Raw genomic sequence first — 24,016 nt, forward strand, 5'->3', positions numbered from 1 at the left:
TGACTTAATTGTTTTTCACACCCGCATCAAGCTTATAATCCAAATATATAATTGGAGCATAGGCAATAATCAAAGCAACCATTGGATTAATGGTATTTAGTCCGACGAGCAATGCAATAGGGAATAACCAAACAATATTTATAACGATAGCAGATAATGTAACTGGTAAATGTCTTTTAAATCTTCTGGATGCAATCTGGTAACCATGACTTCGATGAGCTTCATAAACTTTAAAACCACCCAAAATTCTACGAATGAGAGTCCATGTTGCATCGACAATAAATAGACCCAACAGGATCAACCAACAGAAGAAAAATTTTGATTCTATCCAACCGGCACTTATCGCTAGAGAGCCTATGATTAATCCCAGAAAACCACTACCTGCGTCTCCCATAAATATTTTTGCAGGAGGGAAATTCCATAATAAAAACCCTAAGACAGTCACCGCCAGCAACCAAAGAACCAGATAGTTATCTAAGCCAACTTTATCACCACTAATTATATAGATCACGATCGCACCGAGACTGACCATTACGGCTTGAGCACTCGCCAAACCATCAATACCATCCATGAAATTATAGAGATTAAGCATCCATACCAAAAATAGCAGGCCCAAAATGTTACCGACAATACCCAAATAGATTATTGTCCCAAAAATAGTTAATGGCGGGAAACCGCCTAGACAAAACAATAAAAATGCTGCTGAAGAAAAATGTGCCATGAGACGCCAACGAGCAGCAATATGCCCGTGGTCATCCCAAAATCCGACTATAGCAATTACCCCACCAGAGACAATTAACCCGACTGTCGTAAGAGTCGTTAAATAACCTTGAAAATAAAAAATCGCTAAGCCGATTAAAAAACTTATAACAATAGCAACACCACCACCTCTTGGCGTTGGAATTACATGTGAACTACGTGAGTTAGGAGTATCAATAATATTATTTTTAAAGGCGTAAATTCGTAATAAATACGTTAGTACAAATGACACAATCAGAAAAAAAAGTAGTAATAACATTACAGTTGGCATATACCCCCCCCAGAAAAACCGCATAGACGTGATAATTAAAACAATAAACACTGATATTTTTTAGTTTCCTTACAAAAAAATAAATTAAACTCTTATTTTCTGCAAGAAGTATATATAGATATCCAGTGGTCAACTATTTTATCAATAGAATTTGTTTTTACGATACGCGCTCTAACTTTTTCGCCTAACGATACTTTATCGTCATCAGATAAATTTATCATTTTATATATAGCATTAGACAAAGCGTCAGGATCTTTAACTGGGACAACAGCGCCACATTCACCTAAAGCCTCCTTAATACCACCAGAGTCTGTAGCAACAATTAACTTTTTACATGCCATCGCTTCAGTAATAACCAGCGGAAACCCTTCCCATTCGGAAGACAACACGAAAATATCGGTAGCACACATTAGTTGCTGGATGTCATCCCTGCGTCCAAGAAAGGTAACGTACTGCTCAATAGCAAGTTCACTGGCCATGTTTTTAAGATAACTATCAAGATGACCCGTTCCCACAATGAATAGTCGTGGAATAATTTTATAGCTATAATTTTTGAGAAGTAAAGAGTATGCATTCAGTAAGTTTGGATAATCTTTTGCTTCCATTAACCTTCCAACACTCAATAGCATTGGTGTCTCATCTGATATAGCTAACTCAGCTCTTTTCGTCTGTCTATCACTTACCGAAAAATCAAATTGAGAGGTATCAATTCCATTTGTTACCACAATCATTCTATTGGCAGTAGAAGCCCGTTTGCTAACAAAAGAATCAACAGCATCCTGGCTAACATTAGTGGATAGCGAAGCGAGACGGTCAGTATATCTATACGCTAACATTCTCAGCATACTACCTTCATTAGTATTATGCGCAGTACATATTAAAACTGGAATTTTGGTGAATAGTCGAAGTATCCGGGAGAATATGTTGGCATGAAACATATGACTATGAATGACATCAGGTTTAAATTTCTTTATTATTTGTCTAGCTTTGAAGAATCCATTACATAGATTAAAAATGCTCTTATCTAAATTTAACTCTCTCAGGTGGATACCCTGTTCAGGCCTTACCACCGTCTCACCTGTCAGCGATATGATCATGACATTATGGCCAGCCGAAAGCATCTTATTCGCGAGCAAGACCGTCTGTTTTTCAGCCCCCCCCATACCTAACCCTGTAATAATGTATAATAAATTCACTGGTATCTTCTTATCCAATTGGAGTTAAATTCTAAACTCTATTTTCACTCATTAACATTTCGATCAAGTTTTTCCATTTATTTCCGATCGTAGACTCTATTCTATACTGTTCTGCATTCTCTAATGATTTAATTGACATGGTTTCTCTTAATTCTTCATTATTAATCAGTATGAGAAGTTTTTTTACGAATTTATCACTATCATCAAAGGGTATAATAAATCCATCCTCATGGTCAGTGATGAGTTCTGAAGGGCCAGTATCGCAATCATAAGCTATTATCGGTAGTCCACTTGCTTTAGCTTCAAGCAAAACCATAGGGAATCCTTCGAACCGAGAAGTCATTACATAGATATTAGACTGATTATATAACTCTCTCACATAAGGAGTAGTGGGTAGTAACTCTATATTCTTAAGATTTAATCTCTTTATTTTATCTAATAAAAATTGCTTATCCTCACCATCACCTGCGATTATAAGTTTCCAGTCACGATTTTCCTCTTGTACTTTAGCCCAAATATCGATTAAGAGATCAAAACCCTTCAGGTAAGTAAATCGTCCTAGAGCCAAAACATTTTTTGATTTTTTTTTAATTAGTTTATCTTTTACATCAAAGGGCAATGGATTAGGTATCGATATTATTCTTTCTGGATATTTATTTTCTTCTAGCCAATACTGGCGATCTTTTTCTGTTAGCGTGACTACTGCGTCAGCATATTTGGCTGCTACTTTCCTGGCTAGTTTTCGTGACTTTATATTTAGATCATTTTTATAATTAAAATGTTCCCACGAGATATGTTTTGTTTTGGTTCCTAATAAAGCTGTAGTACTAAATAATGCTAACATTGTATCAACATCAATCAAAACATCGATTGATTCATCTATTAAGATACGGCGTAATCTAAAAACGACAGACAAATAAGCAAGTGAGAAGCGTTTTTTTTTATCAAAAAGTGATACGATTTTTATTCTTTCATCTGCATGAAAAAAAGGCGAAGCATTACCACTTAAACTGATAATAATAACCCGATAGCCATCTTTAACCAGATAGTTAGCAAGAGCTAAACTGACTCTCTCAGTACCACCGGTGAGACTAATATCGCCACCAAAGAAAGCAATTACTTTCATGAAATCCCTTGTTGTGACTTAATTTTACGAATTATTACACCAGGCAGTGTAACAATTTTAAGTAAGAGTGAATTTTTTTCTTCAATTACATACTTCTCATCCATCATAGCGATAGCCTGATTAATACGTATGATAGTTTTTATAAAATCCAATGGCCTATATAACCATACAACCTTTGGAGTATTACCCAGTAATGCCTTACGCGAGATATAATGGCCTATTGCATGCTTTTTTATTGAGGACTGACTGAGCCGGTTCGTTTTCTCATCATCAAAAAAGATGCGAACTGGAATTGAACTATAAAAAAATGAATACTCTTTAGATATCGTACTATAAAACCAAATTTCAGGAATAAAATTAATTCCTGGCTTAACTGGATAATAATATTTTTGTAAGTACTCTGTTTTAAACAAATCAATTCTCTCACCACGGATACCTGAACGAAACTCATCTAACCATGAGCTTTTCTTATCTTCATTGGATAAGTAATAATTATTAGGTTTCATTGTTTCTGAGCTAACAGACAAAGCTCTTATACCAATAATGTCTTTATCATCCAGTACTTTTGTTATTGAAAGTAATTTGCTTATTGAACCACTAATAAGAGCATCATCGGAATCCAACCCGATAAAATACTCACCACTCGCATTCTCTACCGCCTTATTCCAAGCAGCTTGCTTCCCACTATTATCTTGATAGATATACCTTATTTTTATTCTATTTTCATTTTGAAAATTATTTACAACATCAATTGTGTTATCTATCGAACCATCATCAATTATTAACCACTCAATATCATTTCTATTTTGCTCTAATATGGAAAGATAGCAGCGCTTTAGCACTTTAGCTCTATTAAAAGTAGGAGTAAATATAGTAACAGTAACCATACTATTTTTTCACCTCATTTTTAACAGCCGAAACCAATCGATAAAACATTATATCGCTAAATATATAATATAAAATAGACTTTATGTTACCTGAAGAAATAATTGGCCTTAATGATATTATTTCGAAAGATTTCCTATAACTCCTCAGTGCTGTTTTTTTATCAATATGGTATATTCTGGCACATTTAGATATATGAGATACAAATACACTTGCGATAATCGCAGTCCAATATCTACTATGATATTTTATATACTGATCTTTAAATCTTAACAGCCCGACCTCGCTATCATCAAGATCTGAAACATTCAGGTTTTTAGTAATACTATTTGGATTTTGTCTATATTTAACAATGTAATCCTTACTTTCATAGATGGATTCACATTTACTAATTAAAATAGGAAAAATCAATTGATCTTCAAATCTACGTCCAACATCAAAAATTATATTGTCAAAGATATTTTTATTAAAAACACACCGCCAGAGATAAAACATTTCACTATTGGCTATACCAATCTTAACTGATTCTAGATTACTTTTAGTGAATTCATTCTTATTTATTAAATCGAATTTATTTTCTTTACCTTCAGTTAATTCAATGTAGTTAAATAATATACAATCAGGTGCATTTTTTATAATTATTTTTTTGATACTAGAATATATTTTATCGCACCAGATATCATCAGCATCGACAAAGACTATATAATCTCCTGTGGCGATCTCTACACCTTTATTTCGCACTACGGATACACCTGAATTATCTTGTGACAAATATTTAAAGTCATATATTTTACTATATTTACTGATTATATCAGCAGAGTTATCAGTTGAACCATCATTGATAATGATAACTTCAAGCATGTTATCCCATTGTGAAAATACAGAAATTAGGCATGACTCAAGATACTTACCAGCATTATAGACAGGTATAATCAACGAAAGTATTTTTTTATTATCCATGTTTGTTTCTCGAAAGTATTTCAAATAAGAGATTTTTTCTCTTAAGAATAATAATCAAACATATAAATGATAAAGCCTCAATAGTAATAATTGAAATAATACCGCCCCAAGCTCCATATTTAGAGGCAAGATATGCACAAAGAGGGATATGAATTACTGCCGAAATCATTGGTAAAATCGTATAAGATTTCTTATACCCATGAGGTAATAAAATGTAGTTAGCTAGTACAGTCGATTGTATAACCAGAATATAAACAGGAGAAAATAAAATTAAAAGTGTTGATACCTCCGAATATTCAGAGCCAAACATTATTTTAGTAATCAATTTAGAGAAAACTATGACACAAATTGTTATAGCAATGCACAAGCCACCCTGCCAATAGAAAATCTTTCTGATTAAAGAGTAGGCCTCTTCTTTTTTATTAACCAATAACGAATTTATTCTGGGGTAAAATGCATTTCCTAGAACTAAAAATACACCTAAAATAGCCCCTTTAACTCTATCAGCTGCCGTAAATATACTGACTTCATAAACATTACTGAATATACCAATTATAATTGTCGTACTCATGGTATAAAGACTAATAGATAATGTTGCAAAAAATATCGGGAAAGAATCTTTTAATGTATGCGCTATCTTTAGACTAGAGAAGTTAACTACTCTTACAAGTTTTTTCCGATATATATATATTATTGCTATGATACCAGCCAATAAATTCATTGACGATTGAATTATTACTGCATATTTTATATCCGCATCACTGTGAACAAAAATAAAAAATAAAGGTAGCATTGATAGCTTTGCTACTATCATTAAATTTGTCACAACAGATAGTTTTTCTATGCCTTGGAAAAACCACGCAGGCATTAACGTGGTACCAATTAACATTAATACAGTATAAATCAACTCACTTTGGATAACAGCATGCGTACTTGTAATCGTAAGTAAAATAATTATAAGAATTGAAATGACGCATAATATTGATTTGGAATAAAGTGTTTCAAAAAAAACTTTAGATATATATTCTGGATTATCTTGATGTTCAGCAATTTTCTTCGAGGCCGATAAATTAAATCCAAAATCTATTAAAATAACAAAATACTGTGCTAAAGAAAGAGTAAGGCTATAGATACCGAAACCTTCCACGCCCAAAACTCGAGTTAAATATGGCAATGTAAGGAGTGGAATAATATAGTTACTGCCTTGTAATAGAAGTAAAGAAAATATATTTCTTCGTAAAACTGACATTTTCATTTCCAGTTATTGGATTAGACTATATTGTTCATGATTGCTAAAGATACTCAATTATTTTTATCTCTCATAATACAGAGTATATCTCTCAAAAATATATAAATTCAAATCGTGAAAAATAAAATCACGCTACCGCCCTTGGCTTAACAGCTACCAATGCACTACTCTAAAACTTCAGTCTTTTGCTCAACTTAAAAATCAAATAAAAACAAACAGTTAAGTCACATACTTACATACCTGTTGTTTATAAAAGCCTAATTCTCATACATCTAAACAGGCATTACAAGAGAAAGGAGTAGGTAAATATGTAATCACATATCATTAATATACCAATCGATACATAAAAATTACGAATTAAGAGATAGTTGAGCAATTTCTTGTTTTATCAACTGTTCTAAAAGGTCTATATGCCCCTCATCGTCGTTCAACGCAGGAATATATTCAAATTTCTCGCCACCGGCGTGCATGAAAATCTCCCGGTTCTGCTCCTTGATCTCCTCCAGTGTTTCAAGACAATCAGCAGAGAAACCAGGGCAGATCAGCTGAATATGCTTAATACCTTGGGCGGGGAGACTTTTTAATGTCTCGTCGGTATAAGGCGTCAACCAAGGTTCACGACCAAAGCGAGACTGATATGTCATCATGATATTTTCGGCTGGCAACACCAATTTGCCACGTAACGCGCGGCTAGTATCTTCACAACGTTGTGGATAATCATCCCCCAGTTGAGCATAGCGCTTAGGAATACCATGGAAGGAAAGTATTAGTCTGTCAGGTTTGCCATGCTGCGCAAAAGCACGTTCAACACTTTGCTGTAATGCCGAAATATAGGTGGGATGTTCGGCATAATCACGGATAAAAGAAACCGATGGTAACCGACGATATCCTTTCAGAATACGGGCAACAGCGTCCCACACAGCGGCACTGGTCGAACAGGAATATTGCGGATAAAGCGGCAAAACCACCAGCTTAGTCACACCTTGGGCTAATAACTTATCGATAGCATCTGGCAGATTTGGTGAGCCATAACTCATACCTAACTCAACCGGGATCTCTGGCATACGTGCCGCCAATGCTTTCCGTTGCCGCCGACTATAGACCAATAACGGTGACCCTTCGTCCATCCAGACTGATTGGTATAATTTAGCCACGCGAGGAGATCGAATAGGCAAAATGACACCGCGTAACAGAGGCCACCACAGCCACGGGGAAGTATCAACCACCCGGCGGTCACTCAGGAACTCAGTCAGATAGCGTTTTACTGCTTGCGGTGTTGGGGCGTCCGGTGTCCCCAAGTTGACCATTAATACGCCGAGCTTACTTTGCATGATGCAAAATCCTTGTGGGGGATATTACGCTTATTATTCGAGCTTACGAATAAGTCTTCAACGAGATCCGTAAAACGAGAAAGGCGACCTTAGGCCGCCTTAGCTATCTTACCATCCAGAATTAACCGAGAATAGTCGCCAGTTCTGCACTGACTTCTGCTACTTTACGGGTTCCGTCCAGCTTAAAATATTGCGTATTGCCTGCATCAGCTTCTTTACGATAGTAAGAAACGAGTGGTGCGGTTTGTTGATGATATTCGATCAGACGTTTGCGAACAGTGGCTTCCTGATCGTCTTTACGAATAGTAAGTTCATCACCTGTCACATCATCTTTATCTTCAACTTTAGGTGGGTTGAATTTAATGTGGTAAACACGGCCTGAAGCAGCATGTACTCGACGCCCGACGATGCGTTCAACAATCAACTCGTCTGGTACAGCAAACTCCAGCACATAATCAACCTTGATACCGGCTTCTTTCATGGCATCAGCCTGAGGAATAGTACGTGGGAACCCGTCTAACAGGAAACCATCACGGCAATCGTCCTGGGTGATACGCTCTTTAACCAATGCGATAACCAGCTCATCAGTAACCAGTTTGCCGGCATCCATTATTTCTTTCGCTTTCAGACCTAACTCAGAACCTGCTTTTACAGCGGCGCGCAACATATCACCAGTAGAGATTTGCGGAATACCGTATTTCTCCATGATGAATTGAGCCTGAGTACCCTTACCAGCGCCCGGAGCGCCCAGCAGAATGATACGCATTGCGTAAATCCCCTTGCTATGTAGTTTTTCTATGTGTTTTTACTTAGAGCCTATCCCATTAGGGCTATTTTATTTGCCATTTTGAACCAAGGCAGTGCTCAGGATCCTCACGTACGATGTGTACGCTCCGGCTCTTCCGCGCTGTCCATGTTAAAACTGGCTGCAACAATGACGCCAACGGGGATAAGCTCTTAAAAAAATCGAAATTGCGGAAAACAAGCAACCATACCATTTTCAGGGGGGTTGGCTCAAGGCGCGCGAGGCCGGTTAGCAGGAGAGAATCAATGACATCCAGGAGAAATAAAAAAACAACCCATTGAAAATAAATAAAAAAACGCCTCAGATAACACATCTATCTGAGGCGTTCTATTACTCAATTAAGCCGTTAATAACTGATTCATTCTGCGGATAAACTGGTTAGGATCATCTAATGTTCCCCGTTCAGCTAACAGCGATTGATCCAGTAATAACTCTACCCATTCAGCAAACTGAGCATCGTCAGTCACATCAGCAGCGCGTTTAACCAAGCTATGTTCAGGATTTAATTCAAAGATATACTTCACTTCTGGTGCCTGTTGGCCCGCAGCAGCAAACAATTTCGCCATCTGCGTACTCATTTCATCGGCATCAGTCGTCACTATCGCTGGCGTATCCGTCAAACGATGCGTCAGGCGGACATCTTTAACGCGTTCGCCCAGCAGGGTTTTAACCCGCTCAACGAATGGCTCCAGCGCTTTATCGGCCTCTTGCTGATCTGGACGCTCTTCATCTGCCAGCTTATTCAGTGAGTCATCTGCTTTGCTGACTGACTGGAAAACTTTACCGTCAAACTCGGTCAGGTAGCTCATCATCCATTCATCGATGCGATCAGATAACAGCAATACTTCAATGCCTTTTTTGCGGAACAGTTCCAGATGAGGGCTGTTCTTCGCCGCAGCATAGCTGTCAGCAGTGATGTAATAAATCTTCTCCTGCCCTTCAGTCATACGGCTGACATAATCTTCCAAAGACACTGTCTGCGCTGAGCTGTCGGTATGGGTTGAAGCAAAGCGTAGTAACTTGGCAATAGTTTCTTTATTGCTACCGTCTTCCGCTGGGCCTTCCTTAAGCGCCATACCGAACTGCTGCCAGAACTGCTGATATTTCTCAGCATCATCTTTAGCCAGTTTTTCCAGCATTTGCAGCACACGTTTAGTCAGCGCACTACGTAGATTCTGAGTAATGCGGCTGTCTTGCAGAATCTCACGCGAGACGTTCAGCGGTAGATCATTAGAATCTATTAAACCACGAACAAAACGCAGGTAATTCGGCATGAACTGCTCAGCATCATCCATAATGAACACGCGCTGCACGTAAAGTTTCAAACCATGCTTATGGTCGCGATTCCACATATCCCACGGGGCCTGAGCTGGGATATACAGCAAGCTGGTATACTCCTGCTTACCTTCGACGCGGTTATGGCTCCAACTCATCGGGTCGGTGAAATCATGCGCGATATGTTTATAGAATGCTTTATATTCGTCGTCAGTAATCTCTGCTTTGCCGCGCGTCCATAATGCCTGAGCTTTATTGATTTTCTCCCAGGTGACCGTGCCGTCTTCTTCATTTTTGCTTTGAATTTCAACTGGCAAAGCAATATGGTCTGAATATTTACTGATGACTGAGCGCAAGCGCCAATCATCCAAATACTCGTCTTCACCTTCACGCAGATGCAGGGTTATCTCTGTACCACGCTCTTCTTTGGTGATATCCGCGATGGTGTAGTCACCCTCGCCTGCCGATTCCCAGAATACGCCAGCATCAGCAGGCGCACCGGCTGCACGGGTACGGACGGTGACTTTATCTGCCACAATAAATGCGGAGTAGAAACCGACACCAAACTGGCCGATTAATTGGCTATCTTTGGCTTGATCTGAACCAATAGACTCAAGGAATGCTTTGGTCCCTGACTTCGCGATGGTACCAAGATTATCAATAACTTCGTCACGGCTCATACCGATGCCGTTATCACTTAGAGTCAAAGTACGCTTTTCTTTATCAAAAGATAAACGCACTCTCAGCTCACCGTCGCCCTCAAATAATTCAGGATTAGACAGCGCGCGGAAACGCAGTTTGTCTGCCGCATCAGAGGCATTAGAGATCAACTCGCGCAAGAAAATTTCTTTATTGGAATAAAGCGAGTGAATCATCAAATGGAGGAGTTGTTTTACTTCAGACTGGAATCCACGGGTTTCTTGACCTTTCATACTCATTAATTACCTCAATCCAAATTACCGACAGGTACATAAAATCGAACAATGAGTATCAGATGGGGCCAATAGGTGAAAGTTTCAAGTATGAGGATAGAAAAAAATAGAGAATCGAGGGCGATTGACTTATTATCCCTAACGAATTTATTCGTAAGATAATCAATAACAAGACTGTCGCCCACAATAAATAATGGGATCAATACTTAATAGGATTACGCCCAGCCAGTGAGTGCGATAATGTCGTACCATCAACCATTTCCAGTTCGCCGCCTACTGGTACGCCATGAGCGATACGGCTGGCTAATACGCCATACTGACCACACATCTGGCCGATATAGTTGGCAGTGGCATCCCCTTCTACGGTCGGATTAGTTGCCAAAATGACTTCAGTGATAGTTTCAGTTTCAAGCCGTTTTTCCAGCAAATCCAAACCAATATCGCCAGGGCCAATGCCATCCATGGGAGATAAATGCCCCATCAACACAAAGTAACGCCCACCAAACTGGCCGGTTTGTTCAATAGCATGGATATCTGCCGGGCTTTCGACCACACAGAGTTGGCCATTCTGCTGCCGGCGTGGGTTGGAGCAGATAGTGCAACGGTCTTGCTCGGTAAATGTCCGGCAATCAGCACAGTGACCGATTTCGGACATCGCACGGGTCAATGACTGCGCCAGCCGCATTCCACCACTACGATCACGCTGTAGCAGTTGGAATGCCATACGTTGCGCTGATTTCGGGCCAACGCCCGGCAGGCAGCGCAACGCCTCCATTAATGACTCAAGGAGTGGACTGGTTTGCATCAGAACGGCATCTTAAAGCCTGGTGGTAATTGCATACCACTGGAGACCGAAGCCATTTTCTCTTTTTGCGTTTCATCGATACGACGCGCTGCATCGTTCAATGCCGCAGCAATCAAATCTTCCAGCATTTCTTTATCTTCTTCAACCAATAGGCTTGGGTCAATTTCAACCCGGCGGCAGTTATGCGCCCCATTGATGGTTACTTTTACCAAGCCCGCGCCAGATTCACCGGTAACTTCCAATTTGGCGACTTCTTCCTGCATCTGCTGCATTTTTTCCTGCATCTGCTGGGCTTGTTTCATTAAATTGCCAATACCGCCTTTACCAAACATAGTCATCTCTCATAGCAAGGGGCCGCGTCAGTACACCATGCACTTACCGCAGCGGTTAAACCGGCCGGATACTCTCTTCATCCAATTCTGCCTCGAAGAAACGACGCAGTGTCTGAATATTATTATCCGCAATAATCGACTGGCGTGCTTGTGCCAGCTTTTCTTCATAAATGGCCTGCCGCCATTCCAGCGGAGTACGCTCCGCCGGGTTGTCATCTTCGATAACGCTAAGTGTGACAGCATTACCGTGTAATTCACTCAATGCATCAGCCAGCGCCTTTTGTGCCGTGGGCGAATTTAAATGCCGCTGGCTAGAACGCAGGTGAAGACAAATATTACCCGGTTCTATTTCTTCTTTAAATGCATTCAACGCAAGCTGCTGTACCAATTTCGGAACATGTAGCTTATCTATCTCTGCCGCCCAAGGATCCCGCACCATGGCGTCTTCAGCCAATTTGGCAGAAAGCTCCGGTGTTTTTTCATGCTCTAACGCAGAGCGCAACGCCTTAGGCGTGGTAACTGGCTCAGCTACGACCTCAGACTGATTTTGCGCGGTCCAGCGATAAGCTTCTTTCTTCGCCGGTTTCTTTTCTTCGGTTGATTTAGCGGCCAGACGCTGCTGGCTGCGCTCAGTCACCGAAGCTAGACGCTCCAGTGCCGAGGTTGCCGGCCGCGCTTTTCCTGGCGCTGCCGGCTCATTCTTTTTTGGTGTGGTTGTCCCGGATTGTCGCAACAACTGGGTCCGTGCCTGAAGGAGCTGCGCAGTAGAATCTGGGAGCTGAGTACTCACTTCAGCGGCAAGCCCTAGCGGTGGTGCATCTTGCGGTGGCCCTGAGTGAGTAGATGCGGGCTGTTGCGTATTTGGGGAGTGCTGCGGTGCATTGTTACCCCCAATCGCTGCTGGCGCACTGACAGATACACTCTGCGGTTCGGCAATTATCGCTTTAGGATGAAAAGCTAACGCTCGCAATAAGGTCATTTCAACCCCCATGCGGCGATCCGGCGCATAAGCCAGCTCTTTGCGGCCCACTAACAGAATTTGATAATATAACTGAATATCAGCAGGTGGCAATGTGCGGGCCAGTTCGCGTAACCGAGGCTCAACCGTCGCATAGTGATTATCCAACATTGATGGCAGCAGTTGCACCATCGCAATGCGGTGCAGCAAACTTAGGGTTTCGACCAATAAGTTTTCCCAATCGACACCACGTGATGCCGCTTGTTCTACCTGAGCCATCACCCGCGCACCATCGGCACTGACCAGCGCCTCGATAATCGCCAAGGGTTGCTCGTCATCCAGCGTTCCCAGCATTTGACTGACTGTAGCTGTCGTCACATGCCCATCGCCCATCGCAACGGCCTGATCTGTCAGACTAAGCGCATCTCGCATACTGCCATCGGCCGCCCGTGCCAATAATTGCAATGCGCGCGCATCACTACTGATTTGCTCTGCCAATAATATTTTTTCAAGCTGCCCACGGATAACCTCAACATCAATCACTTTGAGATGGAATTGCAAACAGCGGGAAAGGATGGTCACCGGCAGTTTCTGAGGGTCCGTAGTCGCCAGCAAGAATTTCACATGGGCTGGCGGCTCTTCAAGTGTTTTTAGTAGCGCATTGAAACTGTGGCGCGACAGCATATGCACTTCATCAATTAAGTACACTTTGAAGCGGCCACGGGCTGGAGCATATTGAACGTTATCCAGCAGTTCTCGGGTATCTTCTACCTTCGTGCGCGAGGCGGCATCTATCTCGATCAGGTCAACAAAACGGCCTTGCTCGATCTCCAGGCAGTTAGCACAGGTACCGCAAGGCGTCGCTGTAATGCCGGTTTCGCAGTTAAGACCTTTGGCTAATAGCCGTGCAATCGACGTCTTGCCAACGCCACGGGTGCCGGAGAATAGATAGGCGTGATGAATTCGCCCTAATGAAAGGCCATTAGCCAGCGCCGTCAGGACATGCTCCTGACCAACGACGTCTGCGAACGTTTGGGGGCGCCACTTACGGGCAAGGACCTGATAGCTCATTAATACTTCATCATTGATTTATAAAGAATAATTTAATCACCAGTAAAAAAACCACTATTTAACCTACATATATTAAGTGGTTTGTTTTTGAACACATTAACCCGAATAGCTACAGGTTGAATCTTAGTGTACCAGTACGCCCATCGTCATTCCCACAAATTTACTTTGTGGAAGTAGAGTTGTCGATTCTTTGTACCCTGCGATGCCGTAATAAACCCGTTCTTATTTCCTTTCGGACTCTCCCCCATGTTGAAAGAATCGATATTGCCAGCAATGAATTTTACAACGGTGGCCTGTTCATTTTTATTCCACAATCTGGATGTTATGCTGGCAATCTATTCCGAAATACCGGCCTTAGTACGATCGGAAATTTGCTCTGACAGGTAACGGAGATTAGCAGAGTGTAAGGTGCTTCCCTGACTGCTGGATTTTGCATGCTATTCAATCGGTGCCGATGCCTAGGCTATCAAGAAGTTATAGTTAATAATCAGCGGCACCCAGTTTGGGTCAATTAACAATGGACGGATTTATGACAAGTAAAAAAAGAGGGATGGGCTATATTGCTATCGTCGTTGATGATTACGATAAAGCGATTGAATTTTATACCGAAAAGTTAGGTTTTTTTCTGCGAGAAGATGAGGCACAACCAGGGAAACGTTGGGTGTCGGTTTCGCCGACAGAAGACAGTGAGTGTCGTTTATTGCTAGCTCGGGCATCCAATGACCATCAAACTGCGTTTATTGGTAATCAATGTGGTGGTCGAGTATTCCTTTTTCTTGAGACAGATAACTTCTGGCGTGATTATGAGTTGATGAAATCAAAAGGAGTGACATTCTGCGAAGAACCTCGCAAAGAGAAATATGGCATGGTGGTTGTATTCGAAGATATTTACGGTAATCGCTGGGATCTTTACCAAAAATAGTGAGTATAATTAGTGCGTTAGGAAAATAATAATGATAAGAATCATCTCGGTGAGAAGTCACCCTGAGTATAAAGATCAATCTATCCGCTATTTTCAGAATAAGTGGGCCACGGAAGAGACTAAAATGCTTTATCAGGATTGCATCAGTCTTTGTATTGCAGCTAAAAATCCTTTACCTCAATGGTATTTGATGGAAATGAATAATGAAATTATTGGTTGCGCTGGATTAATCACCAATGATTTTATTAGCCGTATGGATCTGTACCCTTGGTTATGTGCGCTTTATATTGAAGAGCAACACCGAGGGTATGCTTATGGTGAATTACTGATCAAGCATATTGCTAAAGAAACCAAACAATTAGGTTTTGATACACTACATTTATGTACTGACCATATCGGGTTCTACGAAAAGTATGGTTTTACTTTTACTGGATTGGGTTATCACCCATGGGGCGGGTCTTCACGTATTTATTCGCTGCCACTCTAATAAGTGAATGGCAGTTTGCATTGATAATATTTTCCCGACATTCATCGAATAATCTGACGGTCACCGTTGATGACCACCAGATTATTATGCCTACCATCTTTCAGTCCAGAGTGCTGTTGGCAGCTTTCATTCACCCAAATAAGCTACCTGGGTAAGTTTATCGGGATGTATTCACTTGCAGCCTACCTGCAACTCCACATTCTTTGGGGATAAAATCAATGCCCGCTGAACGAGACCAAACTATAGCAAGTGATCCCTTGCTGAGTCAGGCGCGCTTCGCCACCCAATTCAGGCAAATCAATCACAAATGCAGCGTCAGTCACGACGCCACCCAGCCGACGGATGAGCTTAACCGTTGCCTCGATTGTGCCGCCGGTAGCCAGCAAATCGTCAATCACTAAGACATTATCGCCCGGTTTAATGCTATCGGTGTGGATCTCAAGTTTGTCCGTGCCATACTCCAACTCATAGCTTTCGCTGATAGTTTCCCGCGGCAATTTACCGGGTTTACGCACCGGAACAAAACCGACACCCAGCGACAGGGCGACCGGAGCACCAAACAGAAAGCCGCGAGCTTCAGTACCCACTACTTTAGTCACGCCTTTACCCAGATAGCGCTCTACCAGCAATTCGATGCTAGCGGCATAGGCTAATGGATCTTCTAGCAAGCTGGTCACATCACGAAACAGTATTCCCGCTTTTGGATAATCGGGGATGGTTTTGATACTGTCTTTAATATATTGAAGCTGTTGTGCTGTATTAGGTGCAGTAGCGGTCATAATTTGTGCCTGATAAAACTGCTGTACATACTTAAGCGCGGCCAGTCGATGTTAAATGGCATCGGCTGAGTAACTTAGTCTCACTATCGATAATACTCCGATAGTTAAAGTCACTGCATCCTTAACATTAAGGATGCAACGAGGGATTACCCCGCGCACGAAAACGCTCAAATCTATGCAAACTGGCACTAAAATGCAACTAGTGTGAATTGCTCAGCGCCGTTTTTGTTGCGATAGGTCAATAACTGGCATTCGCCACATAAAGGTCAACAGTAGGATTAACATAATAAGTAATATGCCTCTCACCCACCAGATTTTCACCAACCAAAGTGAAACAGCAAATGTAAGTATGGTAACCAGTATTGCCTTCCATTTAGTGCCCACAGGCAATGCTCGATGTTGTTGCCAGGTACGTATATAGCTACCAAACCATGAACGGTAGAGCAACCAGTGATGAAATCGCGGGGAGGATCGTGCAAAACACCAAGCGGCCAACAGCAAAAACGGTGTGGTGGGTAACAGAGGAAGCACGACACCTAACGTTGCCAATATCACCGCCAGCCAACCCAAGGTTATCAAAAACCAACGAGACATAAGCTCCCTTTATCATCACTTTAATGAAGCGTTATCATTAACCCATGCGTTGAACATCATCAATAGATATTCTTGCCATTATTTGCACAAAACATCGGTATCTATTTTATTTACCCTCCCCCAAGCTTGTATCTGCCGCCATTCGAAGGCAAGCTGGCGGGAAATGCCAAGGAGAAGCGCCATGAGTACGGAAAAATTATTGCAGGTGCTTGAAAGCCAAATTGAAGCGCTGTCAGCGCAAGTTGGCCCTCAGGCAAACACCCCCTCTCAGCAAGCCCGTTTTGATCTAAACCTGTTTGGTAATCATGGCAACCGTTTCCGCGATTATCTTCAGGAAATACGTAAAAATATGGTCCAACTAAAGCAGGTGGTTGCTGATAATCGCACACAACAGGTTGCTTTTCTCGCTGAAAAACTGGTTGCCCAGATTTCTGCATTGCAAAGAGAATTGGCTACACAAAAATTAAGAAAATCCAATCCTGAACCTCGGGATAATAAATTGGACCCTTACCATAAGCTGGCTGAACATCAAGATTATGAACGGCGAATATTGGCCATGATTCAGGATAGAGAGAGCCAACTTGGTAAGCAAAGTTTGTTATCTGAGCAGCAGAAAATACAGAAAGAGCTAGCGGCACTCGAGGGGCGCCTAATGCGCTGCCGGCAGGCGTTGATAAGAATAGAACGCAGTATTGAGAAAAAAGAGAACGGTTTTTGAATATTTGTCACATTTTTTGAATCATTGAGATTCCGACAGCAAATAGTTCTCTATAATGTTTATGCCCGCCCTCTTTCAAATGCAGATGTTGACGGCTTGCGTTCACCCGAATTACTGACTGGTGTCAGTTAATCGGGATTACCTCGCTTACCGCTTTCCAGCATGTTGAAATCTAGTGGGTATATAGGTTGAATCAGGTCAGGTGGAACCCTGGTACGATATTCACACCCGACTTCCCGATTAACTGCAAATCAAATGTTGGTCAGATTATGTCAGTTGAAAAAGCTCCACCAGAACTGCAACTGGCAGTAGATCTTATCTATCTGCTGGAATGCAATGAGATAGCGCCCGAGACAGCACTGGCGGCGTTAGCGATCGTGCAACTTGATTATCAGCGTAAGCTCCGCCGTCAAAACTCAGATTGAAGATATCACTTCTGCTATTTAGCCAAGGCGATACACTAACGTGTCGCCTTAGTGATGCAGGTATATGACCCGACCTGTAGAGACTCCATCAGTAATGGCGCGCTACTGCCTATACAGCCTAATGCCTTAAGCAAGCGGCTTATTGATATCCGGTAAGTCAGGCTTAGTATCTCCCAATTCCGATTGCTCAGCCGGTAAGCCTTGTTTATCAAGCGGGCGACTGACTTCCTGAACCTCGGTACCATCTGGTTTGTGCAGATACACTTCCAACTGGTTAAAGGCGATATTAATGTCATTATCACGACATAACTTATCAATAGCCCTGTTCAATTCATCCACCGTATAGCTGCGATCTCTCAATTCACGAACATACAGGCGTAACTCATGATCAAGAGTGCTGGAACCGAAGTTTAGGAAGAAGACTTGTGGTTCAGGATCAACCATAACTCGTGGATTCTCATGGGCGGCTTGTAACAGTACATCTTTTACTTTCGCCAGATCAGAACCATAGGCGACACCCACTTTAATGATGATGCGCGTAATGGTATCTGATAGTGACCAGTTGATCAGGCGCTCGGTAACAAATGCTTTGTTCGGAATAATGACTTCTTTACGGTCAAAATCGGTAATTGTCGTCGCACGGATGCGTATCTTGCTGACATTCCCCGAAAAAGTACCAATGGTAATGGTATCGCCGATACGAACGGGCCGCTCAAACAGAATAATCAAACCGGATACAAAGTTGGCAAAGATTTCCTGCAAGCCAAACCCCAAACCAACAGACAGTGCCGCCACTAACCATTGCAATTTATCCCACGAAACACCGAGCGAACTTAACGCGGTTATCCCACCGACCGCCGTGATGAGATAAGTCAGAATGGTGGTGATGGCATAAGAAGTGCCTTGGCGCAGTTGCAGGCGCGACAATACCACAACCTCAAGTAAGCCCGGCAAGTTACGAGTCAGAACATAGGCCACCACCAATGCCATCAAAGCCACCAGCATATTCCCCAAGGTCACAGCCTGCGCGACGCTAGCACCAGCGACTGTTGAGGTGTAATGCCACAAAGAGATACTATCCAGATAGGAAATAACCGTTATCAGGTCCGCCCAAATCCAATAGAAACAAGTGGCAAAAATCAGGAAGAGCGCCATCGTTGTCAGGCGTAATGACTGTTGGTTAATTTGGTCCAAGGCTAATGGCGGCTCTTCAACCGGCTCACCACCTTCAGCCCCCTCTTTCACCAAACTTTGCCGCCGGGCAATTGCCCTACGATAGGCCAAACGCCGCGCGGCAACCCCTAAACCTCGAATTGCCGTCAGGTAAACGATATTCCACAGGAACAATAAGTACAGGCTATCAATCCAGCGACCAGCCAGTTGTAGTGTCGTATAAAAATATCCTGCCATCATTAAGCCAATCAATATGATGGGGGTTACAGCAACCGCAGTCACAATCACCAACCGCACCGCATGGGAATCTTTTTCACGCCAACTATCGCGGCAGAATGGATAGACAAACAGGGCCAGCAGTGCCAATGCAATAACAATAACAATTTGCCCGATGACATCATCGACCAATCGAAGTGGACTTTTCTCTCCCAATTCCGACCAGAATATCACCGGCAACAATGCCCCCCCTAATCGCACCATTTGGCGGCGATAATGCGCGCATCGGTCAGCCGCAATCATAAAGTGTCGCTCGGTAATTCCCCCTGGCGAGAGCATACGATAGGTCAGATCAAATATTAGCCAGAACAGCGCCAAACGTTGGAATAAGCTCCAGAGGAAGTCACTAAGATTAAAGTCTGAACGCAGACACCAATAACCAAAACCTAGGATAATTAAGGCCCCAGGCAAGACTTTCAGTAAAGTGAGCATAATGGCATTTGGCGTATGCATTTGGCTGTCGTGCTTGAGTTGCCCGACGTCAGCCGCCAGTCTATCCAAATGTTTATTAATGATGTTATAGCGTGATCGGATCACCCCCACCACAATCAACATGGGTAGCAAGAACACCACTGATTTGATCAACCCCGCTAACACATCACCCGGTGACAGGGTAAAGTGAAAATTGCTCAGTTCAGATTTAAGTGCGCCCGGTAAGGCTTTTAGCCAAGACCAGTCCATCGGTTTATTGCTACTGACCCAAAAAATCTGCTGTGTCAGAGTATGTTGCAGTGATTCATTGACGCTGAGCAACTGCTGTTGGTTAATTTGCAGATTGATAGCCAATGTCAGTTGGTTACCCAACTGTTTATTCAACTGATCCAGTAGCTCACGGCGGATATCAACAATTTGCCCCAGCGCGTCTTCTACATCAGGACTGATCTTCTCTTTACTGTCATTCATCAGGGTTTGGATATAGTCATCCCCCTGGAATAGCTGGTCACGTTGCTGATTTATTTCAAATTGCTCCAAGCGCAAGTCAGCAATACGTGGACCCATATTGGTTATCAAACCAGCAGCCGGTAAATTGAGCTGCTGTTGATACAAGATACGCGAAAGCAACAAGCTACCGCGTAATACGGTAATTTGTTCTTTTAAGTTACGTTCCGATTGCAGCGCGCGGTCCAGCCAGTTTTTAACTCTAATATTCTGTTGTACCAGGGTGTTGCCTTCTTTCGTGGCATTAATCAGGCGCTGACTTAATTCTTTGTTAATCGTCAGTTCTCGGCTAACTAACGGATCATTTTGAATATCAGTTGCATCATTAGGTGCTTGCGCTTCTTTGGCTGTTTTTTCTGATAGGATTAATCGTTTGCCGCTGACCACCTCTTGCAGTAGCTGTACGTAGCGCTCCAGTTGGTTTATGTGAGCAGTAGTGTAATCCCGTTGTTTTTGCAGTAAATCCTGTAAGGTGGTGTTAGCTTCCAGATTTTTACGTTGCAAATCCAGCTGCGCATTTAACATCACCTGCTCAGTCAATAACTCTTGCTGCTGGGTTGGACGCAGAACCTCTTGATTTGGCGCTAATCCATTGAGTTGATTGCGAATCTGCATTAAACGCATTGATGCGTTATACATCGCACTCTGCACCCGTTCGGGCTGAGTTTGCAGGGCAATTAACTGGCTATTATAAGCGGAGAGGTCTTCCTGAGCTGATTGTAAATCATCCAGCGTTTCATTTAGACGTGATTCCAATTGGCGCAGCGAATAATTCGCCAATGACTCCCGAGTCAGCGTGTCAGCGGTACTATTCTTAAGCGCATCCAGCCCCTCTGTCGCCTGCCGTAATTTTGCGGGAGCTTGTGCCAGTTGTTGTTTAAGTTGACTGGCCTCTTGCTTGGTACGCTCAATGGTATCAAGGTATTCCAACGTTTTAGTTAGATCCTGCTGTGATAGCTTTTCCGCTGGCGACAATATTTTTTGTTTTGATAGTGTATCCAGTTGGCTTAATACCTCAGTGCGGGTCGGCACATCAATATTGATTCCAGATGCAAAAGTCGATGGCAAAGATATAAAGGCAATTATAAGCAGGGTAAGCATTGTCTGAAGGCGTAATAAAAATGCCCCCACTGACGTCATGACTGGCATGGATAAGGGTAAAGAATATTGATTATGGGATCTGCTGCTCATATTTGAACTTCATTTCAACAGAGAGGCTGAAATCCTATCACGTTCAGTCTCGAGTAATAATAAGAAAAATCTTTCAGAACGTGAATAGCTGTAATAATGCGGGCTGTTACGCAGTTGTTGTTGAATAGGATGTAACAACCAGCAATATCGGTTGATTCGGGGAAGAGCAGTAATCCCATTATTACTTAGAATGTGAGAACTTTATCAGCGGCTAACGTCCATTGAGCCAACTCAACCAAAGTACCGATTTCTGCACCATCAACCAGCGTTAACCCAGTCACACCACGGGCATCGGCGCAAGTTTTGCATAATTTAACCGGAACATTCTGTGCTGTAAGAATCTCTAGCATCTGCTGTAAATTGTAACCTTCACGTGGTTGTTGCCCGTTAAGGCCAGCAATGACGGCATCAGACATTAAAAAAAGGCGTAAATCGAGATCGGCTTGTTGTTCTTTTAACGCAATAGATAAACGCAGAGCATTAAATAATGACTCATGGCCATAGGCAGCCCCATTCGCAATCACAACCAGTGAACTACTCATATAAACCTCCAGTTAATCCGATGCTTTGCTATTTAGCCCTTTTCGCAACGAAAGACTATGGCCTAGCATCTCCAGATAGGCATCAATTAATACCGGTGCCTCTTGTTTTATATCAAAACTTTCTGGCATAAAGAGCCAGTTTTCCATCAAACCTGTAATATAAGCTTTCATGATAATCGCAGCTCGACGAGTATCAAGGTTGACGGGCAATTGATTTGCATCAATACAGTCTTGCAAAACCGATTCAATTCGCTCATAACTAGCTAAATCAAGAACTTTACGCGCGTCATGGACTGAGGTCATCTCACCGATAAACTCACATTTATGGAATACAATCTCCATTAGTGCACGGCGTCGGCAATCCTCACGCGTAGAAACAAGAACATAGATGAGTATTTCACGCAGGATGCGGAGTGGATTATCGGGATATTTTGCCTGATACTCTAATTCGAGCTGATCAATTTTAGACTCTGATAACTCCCAAACTTCGTTAAACAGGTCTACCTTATTCTTGAAGCCAATAAATTGCGCCTCGGGTTACGCCTGCGGCGGCGGCAATATCAGTAAGTGAAGTGCCGGAAACGCCATGCGCAGAAAACTCCCGCACTGCGGCATCAAGAATTTGTTGCCGGGTCTCTTCGGCTTGCTGTTTGGTTTTTCGTGCCATAGCGTTGTTTTTTCGAGGGGGTGCGATTTACATACATTCACGAATGTATGTACCATAGCACGCACATATAATTTACGCAGCAATGGGTTTTAAAGCTTGTGATCCATTGAATTAAATTAAAAATCGGACACTTGAGGTTTATCTATGAGCAAAAACAGAGGGGTAATGCCTCTGGCTGCAATTCTGGTACTTTCAGGCAGCTTAGTACTTATAGGATGTAATGATAAAGATGCGGCGCAAGCCCATGCTCAACAGGCACCTGAAGTTGGTATTGTGACATTGAAAGCAGCACCACTGAATATCACAACCGAACTACCGGGCCGCACGTCCGCATTCCGTGTTGCAGAAGTTCGCCCACAAGTTAGCGGGATCATTCTTAAACGTAACTATGTTGAAGGCAGTGATGTCACCGCAGGAACATCACTTTATCAAATTGATCCAGCCACATATCAGGCCGCTTATGACAGCGCCAAAGGTGATTTAGCGAAAGCACAAGCTGCCGCTGAAATTGCCCGCCTGACAGTGAATCGCTACAAACCATTACTGGGTACCAATTACATCAGTAAGCAAGAGTATGACCAGGCTATGTCTGACTCAATGCAAGCTAATGCGAGTGTTCTGGCAGCAAAAGCGGCGGTAGAAACAGCGCGTATTAACCTGGCATATACTCAGGTTACGTCGCCAATCAGTGGGCGTACCGGTAAATCTTCAGTTACTGAAGGTGCATTGGTGACCAGTGGTCAGGCAACGGCAATGACCACAGTTCAGCAACTTGATCCGATGTATGTCGATGTGACTCAATCAAGCGATGAATTCTTGCGCCTGAAAAAAGAGCTGGCTGATGGCACGCTCAAGCAAGAAAACGGTAAGGCCAAGGTTCGCTTGTTACTGGAAAACGGCTCTGAATACGCAGAAACCGGTACTCTGGAATTCTCTGGTGTCACCGTCGATGAAACGACCGGTTCAATTACTATCCGTGCCATCTTCCCTAACCCGAACGAGGCGCTGCTGCCTGGCATGTTTGTTCGTGCCCGTTTGGATGAAGGTGTCAGACCTGATGCACTGTTGGTGCCTCAACAAGGTGTGACGCGTAACCCACGTGGCGAAGCTACTGCTATGGTTGTCGGCGCAGATGACAAAGTTGAAATGCGCACGCTGGTTGCTAATCAGGCCATTGGTAATAAATGGTTGGTTACTGAAGGATTGAAAGCAGGTGATCGTCTTATTGTTTCCGGCTTGCAGAAAATCAGACCGGGCGTGCAGGTAAAAGTGCAGGAAGTTACTGACCCGGCGCAAAAAGCAGCTCCGGCTGATACAGCGAAGAAGTCTTAAAAGGAGCCGGTAATTC

The 24,016-nt window shown here is 42.7% G+C and carries 21 protein-coding genes, 1 pseudogene and 1 other annotated feature; of the genes and pseudogenes, 5 read left to right on the top strand and 17 right to left on the bottom strand.

Going from position 1 to position 24,016, the window contains the following annotated elements; translation table 11 throughout:
- Window positions 1-4: 4 nt before the first annotated feature.
- The 12 genes from V2A84_RS13500 to dnaX all read right to left on the bottom strand — a co-directional run bounded on the left by V2A84_RS13500 (window position 5) and on the right by dnaX (window position 13,955).
- Window positions 5-1,030: an MraY family glycosyltransferase gene (locus tag V2A84_RS13500; RefSeq protein WP_442821163.1), complete on the bottom strand. Its 1,026-nt coding sequence runs from the start codon at window positions 1,028-1,030 to the stop codon at window positions 5-7.
- A 92-nt stretch (window positions 1,031-1,122) separates the two neighbouring features.
- Window positions 1,123-2,226 (bottom strand): glycosyltransferase, encoded by a 1,104-nt coding sequence (locus tag V2A84_RS13505; RefSeq protein ID WP_083159945.1) that lies wholly within the window; start codon window positions 2,224-2,226, stop codon window positions 1,123-1,125.
- A gap of 31 nt (window positions 2,227-2,257) precedes the next feature.
- On the bottom strand, window positions 2,258-3,352 hold the full coding sequence (locus tag V2A84_RS13510) for a glycosyltransferase family 4 protein (protein WP_083159947.1): 1,095 nt from the start codon (window positions 3,350-3,352) through the stop codon (window positions 2,258-2,260).
- Window positions 3,349-4,239, bottom strand: a complete 891-nt coding sequence (locus V2A84_RS13515; protein ID WP_083159949.1) for a glycosyltransferase family A protein — start codon at window positions 4,237-4,239, stop codon at window positions 3,349-3,351. Before V2A84_RS13515 ends, V2A84_RS13510 begins: the two co-directional genes overlap by 4 nt.
- A gap of 1 nt (window position 4,240) precedes the next feature.
- Window positions 4,241-5,197 carry a glycosyltransferase gene (locus V2A84_RS13520; protein ID WP_083159951.1) on the bottom strand — a complete coding sequence of 319 codons (957 nt, stop codon included), beginning with the start codon at window positions 5,195-5,197 and terminating at the stop codon, window positions 4,241-4,243.
- Entirely contained in the window at window positions 5,190-6,446 is a 1,257-nt protein-coding gene (locus V2A84_RS13525) for a flippase (RefSeq protein WP_083159953.1), read from the bottom strand. Before V2A84_RS13525 ends, V2A84_RS13520 begins: the two co-directional genes overlap by 8 nt.
- 350 nt (window positions 6,447-6,796) lie before the next feature.
- Complete coding sequence (gene hemH / locus V2A84_RS13530) at window positions 6,797-7,780, bottom strand: ferrochelatase (RefSeq protein WP_083159955.1); 984 nt, start codon at window positions 7,778-7,780, stop codon at window positions 6,797-6,799.
- Between the two features lie 118 nt (window positions 7,781-7,898).
- Window positions 7,899-8,543 (bottom strand): adenylate kinase, encoded by a 645-nt coding sequence (gene adk / locus V2A84_RS13535; RefSeq protein WP_083159957.1) that lies wholly within the window; start codon window positions 8,541-8,543, stop codon window positions 7,899-7,901.
- Window positions 8,544-8,920: 377 nt separating this feature from the next.
- On the bottom strand, window positions 8,921-10,789 hold the full coding sequence (gene htpG / locus V2A84_RS13540) for a molecular chaperone HtpG (protein WP_372559842.1): 1,869 nt from the start codon (window positions 10,787-10,789) through the stop codon (window positions 8,921-8,923).
- Window positions 10,790-10,988: 199 nt separating this feature from the next.
- A complete protein-coding gene (recR, locus tag V2A84_RS13545; RefSeq protein ID WP_083159961.1) occupies window positions 10,989-11,594 on the bottom strand; it encodes a recombination mediator RecR in 606 nt (201 codons plus the stop codon).
- Window positions 11,594-11,926: a YbaB/EbfC family nucleoid-associated protein gene (locus tag V2A84_RS13550; protein WP_019081276.1), complete on the bottom strand. Its 333-nt coding sequence runs from the start codon at window positions 11,924-11,926 to the stop codon at window positions 11,594-11,596. Before V2A84_RS13550 ends, recR begins: the two co-directional genes overlap by 1 nt.
- A 55-nt stretch (window positions 11,927-11,981) precedes the next feature.
- Window positions 11,982-13,955 (bottom strand): DNA polymerase III subunit gamma/tau, encoded by a 1,974-nt coding sequence (dnaX, locus tag V2A84_RS13555; RefSeq protein WP_442848917.1) that lies wholly within the window; start codon window positions 13,953-13,955, stop codon window positions 11,982-11,984.
- Window positions 12,588-12,651 (bottom strand) — a sequence feature (DnaX frameshifting element). (Overlaps the previous gene by 64 nt.)
- Before the next feature lie 529 nt (window positions 13,956-14,484).
- Here dnaX and V2A84_RS13560 point away from each other — a divergent pair.
- Both V2A84_RS13560 and V2A84_RS13565 read left to right on the top strand, forming a co-directional pair.
- Window positions 14,485-14,877, top strand: a complete 393-nt coding sequence (locus tag V2A84_RS13560; RefSeq protein ID WP_193784713.1) for a VOC family protein — start codon at window positions 14,485-14,487, stop codon at window positions 14,875-14,877.
- A gap of 31 nt (window positions 14,878-14,908) precedes the next feature.
- Window positions 14,909-15,364 carry a GNAT family N-acetyltransferase gene (locus tag V2A84_RS13565; RefSeq protein ID WP_083159967.1) on the top strand — a complete coding sequence of 152 codons (456 nt, stop codon included), beginning with the start codon at window positions 14,909-14,911 and terminating at the stop codon, window positions 15,362-15,364.
- Between the two features lie 215 nt (window positions 15,365-15,579).
- On the opposite strand, the gene apt is transcribed toward V2A84_RS13565, so the two are convergent.
- The gene (gene apt, locus V2A84_RS13570) at window positions 15,580-16,143 is read right to left on the bottom strand and encodes an adenine phosphoribosyltransferase (RefSeq protein ID WP_083159969.1); all 564 of its coding nucleotides are present in this window, start codon (window positions 16,141-16,143) and stop codon (window positions 15,580-15,582) included.
- A gap of 213 nt (window positions 16,144-16,356) precedes the next feature.
- Window positions 16,357-16,737 carry a DUF454 family protein gene (locus tag V2A84_RS13575; RefSeq protein WP_083159971.1) on the bottom strand — a complete coding sequence of 127 codons (381 nt, stop codon included), beginning with the start codon at window positions 16,735-16,737 and terminating at the stop codon, window positions 16,357-16,359.
- A 181-nt stretch (window positions 16,738-16,918) separates the two neighbouring features.
- Between V2A84_RS13575 and priC the strand changes: the two genes are divergently transcribed.
- Both priC and rsmS read left to right on the top strand, forming a co-directional pair.
- Window positions 16,919-17,455 (top strand): primosomal replication protein PriC, encoded by a 537-nt coding sequence (gene priC, locus V2A84_RS13580; RefSeq protein ID WP_083159973.1) that lies wholly within the window; start codon window positions 16,919-16,921, stop codon window positions 17,453-17,455.
- A gap of 269 nt (window positions 17,456-17,724) precedes the next feature.
- Window positions 17,725-17,880: a pleiotropic regulatory protein RsmS gene (rsmS, locus tag V2A84_RS13585; protein WP_050086075.1), complete on the top strand. Its 156-nt coding sequence runs from the start codon at window positions 17,725-17,727 to the stop codon at window positions 17,878-17,880.
- A gap of 126 nt (window positions 17,881-18,006) precedes the next feature.
- Here the strand turns inward: rsmS and mscK are convergent, their stop codons facing one another.
- The 3 genes and pseudogenes from mscK to acrR all read right to left on the bottom strand — a co-directional run bounded on the left by mscK (window position 18,007) and on the right by acrR (window position 22,668).
- Entirely contained in the window at window positions 18,007-21,459 is a 3,453-nt protein-coding gene (mscK, locus tag V2A84_RS13590) for a mechanosensitive channel MscK (protein ID WP_193784714.1), read from the bottom strand.
- Window positions 21,460-21,644: 185 nt separating this feature from the next.
- Window positions 21,645-22,001: a DsrE/DsrF/TusD sulfur relay family protein gene (locus V2A84_RS13595; protein WP_083159977.1), complete on the bottom strand. Its 357-nt coding sequence runs from the start codon at window positions 21,999-22,001 to the stop codon at window positions 21,645-21,647.
- Window positions 22,002-22,013: 12 nt separating this feature from the next.
- A pseudogene (acrR, locus tag V2A84_RS13600) lies at window positions 22,014-22,668 on the bottom strand (multidrug efflux transporter transcriptional repressor AcrR).
- Window positions 22,669-22,812: 144 nt separating this feature from the next.
- Here acrR and acrA point away from each other — a divergent pair.
- On the top strand, window positions 22,813-24,000 hold the full coding sequence (gene acrA / locus V2A84_RS13605; RefSeq protein WP_083159981.1) for an efflux RND transporter adaptor subunit AcrA: 1,188 nt from the start codon (window positions 22,813-22,815) through the stop codon (window positions 23,998-24,000).
- The last annotated feature ends 16 nt before the right edge of the window (window positions 24,001-24,016 follow it).

It is taken from the genome of Yersinia sp. 2553 StPb PI (assembly GCF_052217105.1).
Lineage (GTDB): Bacteria > Pseudomonadota > Gammaproteobacteria > Enterobacterales > Enterobacteriaceae > Yersinia > Yersinia enterocolitica_E.

Bases quoted from the DNA above. Each gene is read 5' to 3' on its own strand.
- V2A84_RS13500 (WP_442821163.1), bottom strand. From the start codon at position 1,030: ATGCCAACTGTAATGTTATTACTACTTTTTTTTCTGATTGTGTCATTT.
- V2A84_RS13550 (WP_019081276.1), bottom strand. From the start codon at position 11,926: ATGTTTGGTAAAGGCGGTATTGGCAATTTAATGAAACAAGCCCAGCAG.
- htpG (WP_372559842.1), bottom strand. From the start codon at position 10,789: ATGAAAGGTCAAGAAACCCGTGGATTCCAGTCTGAAGTAAAACAACTC.
- dnaX (WP_442848917.1), bottom strand. From the start codon at position 13,955: ATGAGCTATCAGGTCCTTGCCCGTAAGTGGCGCCCCCAAACGTTCGCA.
- V2A84_RS13520 (WP_083159951.1), bottom strand. From the start codon at position 5,197: ATGGATAATAAAAAAATACTTTCGTTGATTATACCTGTCTATAATGCT.
- V2A84_RS13575 (WP_083159971.1), bottom strand. From the start codon at position 16,737: ATGTCTCGTTGGTTTTTGATAACCTTGGGTTGGCTGGCGGTGATATTG.
- V2A84_RS13515 (WP_083159949.1), bottom strand. From the start codon at position 4,239: ATGGTTACTGTTACTATATTTACTCCTACTTTTAATAGAGCTAAAGTG.
- apt (WP_083159969.1), bottom strand. From the start codon at position 16,143: ATGACCGCTACTGCACCTAATACAGCACAACAGCTTCAATATATTAAA.
- recR (WP_083159961.1), bottom strand. From the start codon at position 11,594: ATGCAAACCAGTCCACTCCTTGAGTCATTAATGGAGGCGTTGCGCTGC.
- mscK (WP_193784714.1), bottom strand. From the start codon at position 21,459: ATGAGCAGCAGATCCCATAATCAATATTCTTTACCCTTATCCATGCCA.
- rsmS (WP_050086075.1), top strand. From the start codon at position 17,725: ATGTCAGTTGAAAAAGCTCCACCAGAACTGCAACTGGCAGTAGATCTT.
- V2A84_RS13595 (WP_083159977.1), bottom strand. From the start codon at position 22,001: ATGAGTAGTTCACTGGTTGTGATTGCGAATGGGGCTGCCTATGGCCAT.
- V2A84_RS13510 (WP_083159947.1), bottom strand. From the start codon at position 3,352: ATGAAAGTAATTGCTTTCTTTGGTGGCGATATTAGTCTCACCGGTGGT.
- acrA (WP_083159981.1), top strand. From the start codon at position 22,813: ATGAGCAAAAACAGAGGGGTAATGCCTCTGGCTGCAATTCTGGTACTT.
- V2A84_RS13525 (WP_083159953.1), bottom strand. From the start codon at position 6,446: ATGTCAGTTTTACGAAGAAATATATTTTCTTTACTTCTATTACAAGGC.
- V2A84_RS13565 (WP_083159967.1), top strand. From the start codon at position 14,909: ATGATAAGAATCATCTCGGTGAGAAGTCACCCTGAGTATAAAGATCAA.
- adk (WP_083159957.1), bottom strand. From the start codon at position 8,543: ATGCGTATCATTCTGCTGGGCGCTCCGGGCGCTGGTAAGGGTACTCAG.
- V2A84_RS13560 (WP_193784713.1), top strand. From the start codon at position 14,485: ATGACAAGTAAAAAAAGAGGGATGGGCTATATTGCTATCGTCGTTGAT.
- priC (WP_083159973.1), top strand. From the start codon at position 16,919: ATGAGTACGGAAAAATTATTGCAGGTGCTTGAAAGCCAAATTGAAGCG.